A 10,052-nucleotide genomic window follows, 5' to 3' on the forward strand; every position below is an offset into this window, starting at 1 on the left:
CTAACAACACCATGGCTGTAACGCCTGCATCGCTGTGTTTGCTGCGCTTGTCCGCCCTGGGCGACGTAACCCATGTGGTGCCGCTGGTGCGCACGCTGCAGGCGGGTTTTCCGCAGACGCAGCTGCACTGGATCATCGACAAGGCCGGCCTGAAGCTACTCGACGGCCTGCCCGGCGTGCACTTCCATGCCTACGACAAACGCAGCGGCGTAGCGGGCATGCGCGCGCTACGCCAGGCGCTGGCTCCGCTGGGACGCTTTGACGCCTTGTTGCAGATGCAGGTGGCGTTGCGCGCCAATGTGCTGTCGGCATTCGTGCCGGCGCGCCGCCGCATCGGCTACGACCGCAGCCGCTCCAAGGATCTGCACGGCCTGTTCGTCAACGAACGCATTGCCGACCGCCCCGGCATCCACGTGCTCGACGCCATCGGCAGCTTCGCCGAGCCGCTGGGCCTGCGCCAGACCCAGGTGCGCTGGGACCTGCCGGTACCCGACGCTGCGCACGCCTGGGCGCGCGCGCAATGGGACGACGATGGCCGCCCGGTGCTGATGATTTCCCCGTGCTCCAGTCATGTGCGGCGCAACTGGTATCCCGACCGCCACGCCGCGCTTGCCGACCATGCGGCGGCCCAGGGCTGGCGCGTGGTGCTGTGCGGCGGCCGTAGCGAACTGGAACGCAGCACCGCCGATGCCATCGTGGCGAATACGCATGCCCCGGTGCTGGATCTGGTCGGCAAGGACACCCTCAAGCAGCTGCCTGCGCTGCTCGCCCGCGCCAACCTCGTGGTCACTCCGGATTCGGGACCAATGCATATCGCCAACGCGATGGGCAGCAAGGTGCTGGGATTGCATGCGGCCAGCAATCCACGACGCAGCGGCCCGTATTCGGACGTGCGCTATTGCGTGGACCGTTACGACGCGGCGGCGCGCAAGTTTCTGCACAAGCCGGCCGATCAGCTCAGCTGGGGCACCAAGATCGAGTTCGACGATGTGATGTCGCTGATTACCGTCGACGACGCGATTGCTGCGTTCGAGCTCTATCGGGCGAATCATCTCCGCTAAGGGCCGGCGACCGGATCTGTCCAAGTGATGGCCGGATCCGTCTGGCGAATGACGCGTCGCGCCGTTCTTCGTCCGCGCAAGGACTGAGTCACTTGGCAGCAAACCTTCAGGCCGATGCAGTCTGCATTGCTCAAGCCGTCTATCGCGATGAAAGACGGCCCTCGCATCAGTGCGCCGACTGGTACCGGCGCACTCGGCCCATCACTCCGCTCAGGCGCCAGTCGCGCGATAGTCCTGGTAGGACTTCTCTTCCACGTACGAAGACCCCAGCGCCAGGTTGATGTCCTTCTTGATCCGCGCGCGCTCGTCGTTTTCGATGTAGACGCTGCGCGCCAGCTGCACGAAGCTGTCGTCGAAGGTTTGCGCCTGCTCCTTGAGCCGGATGTCGTCTTCGATCACCCACAGCCGCTCGTTGACGGCCTTGAGCTCGGCGCGCAGCCGCACGATGTCGTGACCGGCAGCCGGATGCGCCATCCAGCTGGTTTCCAGCGCAGACAACTCGTTACGCACATTGGCCAGCTTGGCCGCATCGCGCATGCGCTCGGACTTGATCTGCAGGATCGCGATCTTGTCGAGCAGCTCACCAAAGGACACGGGCACCAGGATCTCGGACATGACAAGCCTCCAACGGGGATCGAACGGATTGTAGTCATCGCAACGACAACCGGCTGCGACACATAAACAAAAGCCCCCTTGCGGGGGCTGATGCGAATCTGGCGGAGAGGGAAGATTCACTCGGCACTACGTGCCTTCGCCCTGCGGGCGGCTTCGCCGTGCAGACAGCGCTGCTGCCTGTCGAACCCGGGGCTTCTCACCCCCCAATGACGCCGGCAAAACTCACGCGGCACTGGCACACCTTGTCGCCTCAATCTGGCGGAGAGGGGGGGATTCGAACCCCCGAGGCGCTATAAACGCCTGCCTGATTTCGAGTCAGGTACATTCAACCGCTCTGCCACCTCTCCAGATGGTCCCCAGTGTCCTGGGGCCGTGCATCATACGGGCACACGCGCCAGGCCACAAGCGGCCTGGACCAGCGCCGGGCGGCCCGGCCGCCGGCTCGGCGTGAACCGGCACTGCGACCGGCGCGATCGCCGTGTTGCTGCCGGCCGGTCGGGCCGCGATGATGGGCATGCATCTTCTCCCTGGCGACCCGGCCCCATGCTCGAATTCGGACACCTCACCCACGTCGGCCTGCGCCGTGACCTCAACGAGGACACCTATTACGGCGATAGCGAACTGGGGCTGTGGCTGGTGGCCGACGGCATGGGAGGGCACGCCTGCGGCGAGGTGGCCAGCGCGCTGGCACGCGAAACCATCGTGCGCGAAGTCCGCGCCGGCACCCCGCTCGCGCAGGCGGTGCGCATCGCCGACGAAGAGATCATCAAGACCTCGCGCCGCTGCAACGACACCTTGCCGATGGGCACCACCGTGGTCGCGGCACGCGTGCTGGGCCAGCGTTTCGAAGTGGCCTGGGTCGGCGACAGCCGTGCGTATCTGTGGCGCGACGGGCGGCTGGCGCAACTGAGCCAGGACCATAGTTACGTGCAGGAACTCATCGCCCAAGGCACGCTCACCAGCGAGCAGGCGCGCGCGCATCCGCATCGCAACGTGGTCACCCAGGCACTGGGCGTCACCGACCCGGCGCACCTCAACGTCGCCACCATGCAGGGCGAGCTCAAATCCGGCATGCAGCTGTTGCTGTGCAGCGACGGGCTGACCGAAGAAGTGGACGATGCGACGATTGCGGCGACCCTGTCGCAGGCCGATTGCAGCGCACAAGAATGCGTGGAATGCCTGGTCGCCGCGGCACTGGATGGCGGCGGCTCGGATAACATCACCGCGATCCTGGTGCGCAGCTACTGAGCAAGGCTGCGCAGCGTCGATGTCGGACGTCAGCCTTCGAGTCCACCGCAGACCTGCTGGCGCCCTGACCAAGCGCGGCACATGCCGTCGATGGCATGTACCGCAAGCAACGGGCGGCAGCGCCGCCACCGCCGACCTAGCCGGCGACTGCACTCTCTTCGACCGGCGCATCCCACAGCGCGCGGCCGGCCTTCTTTCGCAACTGCGCCAACCGCGCCTCGTGGGCCTGCGATTCCGACGCAGTCACCACCACGCGCGGGCGCGGCAGCAGCAATGCGGGGTCGAACGCGATCATGCCGCTGCCCTCATTGCTGTTCTGGCCGGCATCGGCGCTGGCAAAGCCGATCTCTTCCTGACCCGACGTCAGCGCGATATACACATCAGCCAGGATCTGCGCATCGAGCAAGGCCCCGTGCAACTGGCGATGCGCATTGTCCACGCCCAAGCGTTTGCACAGGGCATCGAGCGAATTGCGCTGCCCCGGGTAACGCTCGCGCGCCATCATCAAGGTATCGACCACGGTGGCGCGGTCGATGATGCGGCCGTAGCCATTGCCCAGCAGCGATAACTCGTTATCCAGAAAACCCAGATCGAACGCAGCGTTATGGATGATCAATTCCGCGCCGTCGATATAGGCGAGGAATTCCTCCACCACATCGCCGAATAACGGTTTGTCGGCCAGAAATTCCAGGGTCAGCCCGGTGACTTCCTGCGCACCCGGCTCGAAATCGCAATCCGGCTTCAGATAGCGATGAAAATTGTGGCCGCTCGGGCGCCGTTCCAGCAGCTCTACTGCACCGATTTCGACAACGCGGTTGCCCTTGCGCCATTCCAGGCCGGTGGTTTCTGTATCGAGAATGATCTGACGCATGAATCCTCTTACGCAGTTGCAGCGCCGCCGCGCTGGGCGATGGTGGCCTGATGACGGGCAAGCACGTCGACGCGCTCGTTGTCCGGGTCGCCATTGTGGCCTTTCACCCAGCGCCAATCGATGGTGTGGCGCTGGGTGGCCGCGTGCAGCCGCTCCCACAGTTCGCGATTCTTGACCGGATCGCCGCCAGCGGTTTTCCAGCCGCGTCGCACCCAGCCGGACATCCACTCGGTGATGCCCTGGCGCACGTACTGCGAATCGGTATGCAGCACGATCTGGCACGGCTCGGTGAGCGTTTCCAGCGCCATGATCGCGGCCATCAATTCCATGCGGTTGTTGGTGGACAGCGTTTCACCACCGGCCAATTCCTTTTCGCGGCCGTTGTAACGCAGCAGGGCCGCCCAACCGCCCGGCCCCGGATTGCCGAGGCACGAGCCATCGGTATGCACTTCAATTGATTTCATCAGCTTCCAGAGTTGTCGCGTACTAAGGTCAGATCGTAGCCACCGGTTGCGGCCAGCGTGTTGGCCGCGCAATCGGTGTCGGCGCAATCGGTGCGGAGGCGCGTTTTTCCACTTCGAGTAAATACACCGCGCGCCATGGGGCACGGCCAGGATCGGAGGAACCGCGCCCGGTCCGCCAGATCGGCCCGAGGTAGCGCTCGGTTTCCACGCACTGCAAGCCGGCCTGCTGCGCCAGCGATCGCCAGCGATCCGGGCGCAATGCCACCGGGCCGCGGCGCGCCCAATGAAACCGGTACGGGCTCAGCGGATTGAGCGTGAACAACCACAGCCGCCCGCCCGGCATCAACAGCCGCTCGCATTCGGCCAGAAACTCCGCCGCACCGCCAACCACCGCATGCTGCACCACGATGGCCTGCAGGCTTTCGGTGGGCAACGGAAACGGCATTGCGCACCGGGCATCGCCGGCAAAGCGTCCGGCACTGCGAAACAGGCGCAGCCCGCGGCCATCGAGCAACTCGCGTGGCGGCAACTCCTTGGTCGGCGCCACCCACAACCAGGGCTGGGATGGCCGCGTCTGCAGCGCCTCCAACGCCAGGCGGCGCTCGGACTGGAGCAGGCTGCGCCCCGCATCCGTATCAAACCAGGATGAGACGCCAGCTTGACGGGAGAATGGGGCGGCAGGCATGGTCCCAATTCTATGCGACTGACCGCCCTGCCCGCATTCGACGATAACTACATCTGGGCGCTGGTCGCCGCAGAGGGCCGTGCCGTCATTGTCGACCCGGGCCAGGCCGAGCCGGTGATCGCCGCCGCCGCGCGCGAAGGCTGGACGCCCAGCGCGGTGCTGCTCACCCACCATCATGCCGACCACATCGGCGGCGTGGCAGCGCTGCAGCAGCGTTGGCCCGAGCTCGAACTGTTCGGCCCGGACGACGAGCGCATCCCCGCAGACGCTCGCCGCGTCGGCCAAGGTGAGCGTGTGCGGCTGCTGGACACCCGCTTCGATGTGCTGGAGGTGCCCGGCCACACCCGCAGCCACATCGCCTTTGTGACAGACCGCCACCTGTTTAGTGGTGATACCCTGTTCAGCCTAGGCTGTGGGCGGATGTTCGAAGGTACCGCTCCTGAGATGTTCGACTCGTTGCAGCGCCTGGCCTCTCTGCCCGGCGAAACGCTTGTGTGTTGCGGCCACGAATACACCCTGGCCAACGCGGCCTTTGCGCTGCACGTCGATCCCACCAACGCTGCCTTGCAGCGCCGTCAACAGGAAGCCCAGGCCATGCGTCAAGCAGCCCGTCCTACCCTGCCGATTTCGCTCAAGAGTGAACTGGCCACCAATCCGTTCTTACGTACCAGCCGTTCCGAAATTCGCGCCGCAGTCGCACCGCGCGCAGCCGGCGCACTTTCCTCTGAAGTAGATGTTTTCGCCGAACTTCGGCGCTGGAAAGACGAATTTCGCGCATGAGGCGCCTGGTTCTGGCAGTGTTGGCCGCCTGCGCAGCCATCGCACCGGCAGCCGCTTCGTCCAACGACGCAAGCCGCCTCACATCCGTCGACAGCACCGCTGTCGCGTCCAACGCGCCCAGCATGCGCAACGGGCGGGAGATCTTTTCGTCGTTCCTGGAAGGCCGCGCCGACCCGGGCTGCGACAGCGAGCATAGCGACACCCGCTGGGAACAGCATTTTTCGCGCGCCCCGGCCCGCCTGGCCGATGACGCGCAGGATGTCCTGCCGCTGTTCGGGTATGTGGTCGACGAACTGCGTGCCGCCGACATGCCCACAGAGTTCGCACTGATTCCGTTTGTCGAGAGCGGCTATCGCCCTGGCGCGCGTAACGGCAGCGGCCCGGCTGGCCTCTGGCAGTTCATCGCCACCACCGCGCGCAACCACCATGTGCCGGTCGGCGCGCAGTACGACGGCCGCCTGTCGGCAGTGGATTCCACCACCGCAGCGGTGCGTTATCTCAAAACGCTGTACGGCATGTTCGGCGGCGACTGGCGCCTGGCGCTGATGGCCTACAACGCCGGCGAGTACCGCGTCCTGCAGGCAATGCGCAGTGCCGGCATGAACGCGCAGAACGCGCGTCCGTCGGAGTTGCCGGGCATGTCCAAGGTCACTTACGACTATGTCGAAAAGCTGCATGCGCTGGCCTGCGTGCTAGATCACGCACAACAACAGGGCACGCTGCTGACCTCGCTGGATCGTCCAGTGCCGATATTGACCGAACATGCACTTCCGGCCGGTACCAGCCTCAATACGTGGGCCGGGCAACGTGCGATCGAGCCGCAGCTGTTGGCGCGCCTGAATCCTGCAGTGGCAAGCGCCCGTGCGGCACCCAAGGGTGTACATGTGTTGGCCCCTGTCGCGGCAGCGCAACCTGGTTCCAGCGGTGCAGTGGTCGCGCTCACCTCCGTGAACATGGACGCCGACACGGCTGGCCGTTCAACAGCGGTGGCCACCATCACACCTACCAAGGCATCCCGCTCTTCGCCCGCCCGCACCACTCACACCGTACGCAACGGCGAGTCTGCATGGGCCATCGCACGGCGCTACGGCATCACGGTCGCCACCCTGCTCGCCAGCAACGGCCTGGACAAGCAGGCCGTGTTGAAGCCGGGCATGGTGCTGTCGTTCAACGACACGCCCTGAGCAAGCCGCTTGATCAGCCGCGCCAGCGGCTGGTCATCACGAGCTTCGCTGTCTCGATAGCCGTCGCTTAAGAACACATCCAGGCTTCGAGAGCGCTTTGACCGCTGCTTCTGCATTGCATGGCATTGCGTGGGCCTGGATAGCGCGCTGGTCGACACAGCAACGTAGTGCATCGGTGAACGAGTTATCGGACTTCAGCTTCCTGCACTGATTTCAGCTGCCCGAACTTGAGAACGAGGCGCCCGCATGGTCCAAGAGCGGCTGGAGCAGCGCTGGCCGCATCTTCGCGGCCAACATCCAAGCCGCATGTCCACGACGAAAGCAACGCATCGCCTTACCGCTAAGAGCGGCTAAGAGAACGTGGCGCGTAATCATCAGGTGGGCGTGGACGGCGCACTCGGAACCTGAGCCTAGGAACAGGACACGCCACACCGCATAAAGGCCGTGCCCGTCTGGCAGCTACGCGGTGGCTTTTATTAGCCGCCCTTACCGCGCAGTGCATACCCAATCGCACATTGCGTGAGCCTTGACTACGTCCCACGTCGCATCGGTGGCACAACACGAACGCCACACCGCTGCACACCGTAAACAGCGCCCAAAGAAAAAGCCCGGTCGCCCGGGCTCGCTCTTTTCATCCGTCGACAACACGCCGTTACAGCTGTGTTTCTTCGATCTGAATCTTGTAACGCTTGCGCATCTCCTTGACGTAGGACTGCGCGGCGTTGTTGCCGTCGATCTGGCTCAGCTGCTCGCGCAGCATCGTCTGCTGCTCGGCCGGCATCTGCTTCAGGTCGCCCGGCGTGGCCTTGCTGATCACGAACACCGCAAAGCGGCCGCCATCCAGTTCAACCTTACCCACCGACGGCTTGCCCTCGGTCGGACGCGGCGCACTGAAGATTGCCCGATTTGCGGCCGGCGTCGGAATCGGCGCAGTGCGCGGCAGGCCCGGGATAGGCTGCACCTGCAGCTTCTCGCTCGCCGCCAGCGCCTGCAGGGTTTCACCCTTCTGCACGCGTGCCAGCAGCGCATCGGCAGCAGCAGCAGCCGCCTTCTCGGTACGGTCGGCATGTACTGCGGCGATCACCTTGTCGCGTACCTTGTCCAACGGCAACGCCTGCTCGGCGGTGTGGTTGGTCACGCGCAACATCACGCTGTGGTTCGGAGCGATGGTGATCGGATCGCTGACCGTGCCGTCCTGCACCAACGTTTCGGAGAACGCCGAACGCAGCACCGCCGGATTGGCCGCAATACCGCTGGCATTGGTGCGCGAGAACGGGCCGAGGGTCTGCAGCGGCACACCGACCTGCTTGGCCGCCGGCTCCAGCGCAGTCGGATTCTTGTAGACCTGATCCACCAACTTGCCGCTGATATCGGCATACGACTTGTCGGCATCGGCCTTGAGCTGCTCGGCAGCAAGCTGGTCACGCACCTGCTCGAACGACTTGCCCTGCCCGCCCTTGACCTCACGCAGCTGGATCACGTGATAGCCGAACTCGGTCTTGATCGGCCCGACCACATCGCCGGCCTTCATCGAAAACAGCGCGTCTTCGAACGGCTTGACCATGGTGCCCTTCTCGACCCAACCCAGATCGCCACCGGCATCCTTGGAGCCCGGATCCTGCGAATTGGCCTTGGCCAGCGCAGCGAAATCGGCGCCCGGCTGCTTGGCCTCCGTCGCGAGCTTGGCCGCCTTGGCTTCGGCAGCCTTTTGCGCAGCAGCATCGCTACCGGCGCTGATCAGGATGTGCGACGCCAACCGTTGATCCGGCTCGACAAAGCGCGCCTTCTCTTCTTCATAGCGCTTACGCAACGTCGCCTCGTCAGCTGCCGTGGCCGGCGGCATCGTGGCGGCATTGAGCTCGACGTATTCGATGCTCACGGTCTCCGGCTGACGGAAATCCTGCGTATGCGCGTCATACCACTGCTTGATCTGCGCATCGCTGACCGGCGCGGTATCGGCGGCCGGCGCCGGCAACATCGCCAACTCCACGTCGCGCGTTTCGCCCATCAGCTTGAGCAGGCGCTCGAACTCGGCCTTGGTTGCAAAACCCGATTCGGCGACGGCCTGCGGGATCACCGACTGCTGCAAGCTGTCGCGTACCAGCGCATCGAACTGCGCTGGGGTGCGCGGCGGTGTGCCTTGTGCGAGTGCGGCGCGGTACTGGTCAGGGCTGAACTTGCCATCGACCTGGAACGCCTGAATATTGGTGATGTAATCGCGCACCGTGGCATCGCCGATCACGATACCGGCATCTTCGGCACCCAGGCGAATCACTTGCTCGTCCACCAGCTGGTCGAGCACCTGCAGCTTGTTTTCGCGGGATTCGAAGGTGCGCGGGTCGAAGTTCTCGCCCTGACGCTGGCGCTCCTGCATGCGCGCCTGTTCGAAGCGCGCGCGGAAATCCTGCGTGCTGATTTCGTGGTGCTGCCACAGAAGCGAGATCGGCCACCAGGTCGGCGCAGATTTCCACCACGTCGGCGGCGCCTGCACCTTGGCCACATTGTTGGCGCCAATGCCGCCCAGGTAGCTGTTGTCGATGACGAACAGGAACGGAATCATCAGCAACCCCAGGATGGCGGTAGCGATCCAGCCTGACGTCTTGTCGCGAAGTTTCTGCAGCATTGGCAAATCACGGCCTGTGGGCGAGCCGGGCAGTGTAACCCGCTTAACGCCATGCACCCAGCCCGACGCCCGTCAGGTGCGGGTCAAGATGCAGAAAAGTGCAGTCGTGAATGGAAGAGACGTGAAGATCGCCGTACCTCACAGGCGCCATGGAGTCAGAGCATTGAGGTTACCGCCGCGCACAGCCTGCGCTCCATTCACCGCAGACCCATGCGCCATCGCGTCATGGGACAAGGTTCAAACGCTCCAAAAAAAAGCCCCCGGCACAAGGCCGAGGGCTTCGGTGTAACTGGCGGAGCGGACGGGACTCGAACCCGCGACCTCCGGCGTGACAGGCCAGCATTCTAACCAGCTGAACTACCGCTCCGCTTTAAACTTGGACATCTACCCCACGGCATTCGCATTGCAAATGCTGTGGAGAAAACGAAGCCCCCAATCGCTCAGGGGCTTCGGTGTAACTGGCGGAGCGGACGGGACTCGAACCCGCGACCTCCGGCGTGACAGGCCAGCATTCTAACCAG

Annotated in this window: 9 protein-coding genes and 3 tRNA genes (1 of these 12 cut by a window edge); 4 read left to right on the top strand and 8 right to left on the bottom strand. The window is 64.5% G+C overall.

Features of this window, described 5'->3' with window-relative positions; translation table 11 throughout:
• The first annotated feature begins 11 nt into the window (after positions 1-11).
• Positions 12-1,061 (top strand): glycosyltransferase family 9 protein, encoded by a 1,050-nt coding sequence (locus ABQZ00_RS14890; RefSeq protein WP_323537935.1) that lies wholly within the window; start codon positions 12-14, stop codon positions 1,059-1,061.
• Between the two features lie 210 nt (positions 1,062-1,271).
• Here ABQZ00_RS14890 and ABQZ00_RS14895 read toward each other — a convergent pair whose 3' ends face one another.
• Positions 1,272-1,676, bottom strand: a complete 405-nt coding sequence (locus tag ABQZ00_RS14895; RefSeq protein WP_055845950.1) for a DUF6165 family protein — start codon at positions 1,674-1,676, stop codon at positions 1,272-1,274.
• Between the two features lie 256 nt (positions 1,677-1,932).
• Positions 1,933-2,023, bottom strand: a tRNA-Ser gene (locus tag ABQZ00_RS14900).
• Between the two features lie 196 nt (positions 2,024-2,219).
• Here ABQZ00_RS14900 and ABQZ00_RS14905 point away from each other — a divergent pair.
• Complete coding sequence (locus ABQZ00_RS14905; RefSeq protein ID WP_055845953.1) at positions 2,220-2,924, top strand: PP2C family protein-serine/threonine phosphatase; 705 nt, start codon at positions 2,220-2,222, stop codon at positions 2,922-2,924.
• Between the two features lie 136 nt (positions 2,925-3,060).
• On the opposite strand, the gene dnaQ is transcribed toward ABQZ00_RS14905, so the two are convergent.
• The 3 genes from dnaQ to ABQZ00_RS14920 are packed head-to-tail and all read right to left on the bottom strand — an operon-like array spanning position 3,061 to position 4,944.
• The gene (dnaQ, locus tag ABQZ00_RS14910) at positions 3,061-3,795 is read right to left on the bottom strand and encodes a DNA polymerase III subunit epsilon (protein ID WP_115527234.1); all 735 of its coding nucleotides are present in this window, start codon (positions 3,793-3,795) and stop codon (positions 3,061-3,063) included.
• A gap of 8 nt (positions 3,796-3,803) precedes the next feature.
• Positions 3,804-4,259 carry a ribonuclease HI gene (gene rnhA, locus ABQZ00_RS14915; protein WP_055845957.1) on the bottom strand — a complete coding sequence of 152 codons (456 nt, stop codon included), beginning with the start codon at positions 4,257-4,259 and terminating at the stop codon, positions 3,804-3,806.
• Between the two features lie 28 nt (positions 4,260-4,287).
• Positions 4,288-4,944, bottom strand: coding sequence for a hypothetical protein (locus tag ABQZ00_RS14920; protein WP_311239708.1), 657 nt, complete (start codon positions 4,942-4,944; stop codon positions 4,288-4,290).
• 12 nt (positions 4,945-4,956) lie between these two features.
• On the opposite strand from ABQZ00_RS14920, the gene gloB reads away from it, so the two are divergent.
• On the top strand, positions 4,957-5,724 hold the full coding sequence (gloB, locus tag ABQZ00_RS14925) for a hydroxyacylglutathione hydrolase (protein ID WP_323537934.1): 768 nt from the start codon (positions 4,957-4,959) through the stop codon (positions 5,722-5,724).
• Positions 5,721-6,908, top strand: coding sequence for a lytic transglycosylase domain-containing protein (locus ABQZ00_RS14930; protein ID WP_323537933.1), 1,188 nt, complete (start codon positions 5,721-5,723; stop codon positions 6,906-6,908). Before gloB ends, ABQZ00_RS14930 begins: the two co-directional genes overlap by 4 nt.
• 652 nt (positions 6,909-7,560) lie before the next feature.
• On the opposite strand, the gene ABQZ00_RS14935 is transcribed toward ABQZ00_RS14930, so the two are convergent.
• The 3 genes from ABQZ00_RS14935 to ABQZ00_RS14945 form a co-directional block, all read right to left on the bottom strand.
• Positions 7,561-9,531 (bottom strand): peptidyl-prolyl cis-trans isomerase, encoded by a 1,971-nt coding sequence (locus ABQZ00_RS14935; protein WP_323537932.1) that lies wholly within the window; start codon positions 9,529-9,531, stop codon positions 7,561-7,563.
• Between the two features lie 290 nt (positions 9,532-9,821).
• Positions 9,822-9,898 (bottom strand) — tRNA-Asp (locus ABQZ00_RS14940).
• 92 nt (positions 9,899-9,990) lie between these two features.
• Positions 9,991-10,052, bottom strand: a tRNA-Asp gene (locus ABQZ00_RS14945); it runs 115 nt beyond the window's last position.

This window comes from Xanthomonas sp. WHRI 10204 (genome assembly GCF_040202875.1).
GTDB lineage: Bacteria > Pseudomonadota > Gammaproteobacteria > Xanthomonadales > Xanthomonadaceae > Xanthomonas.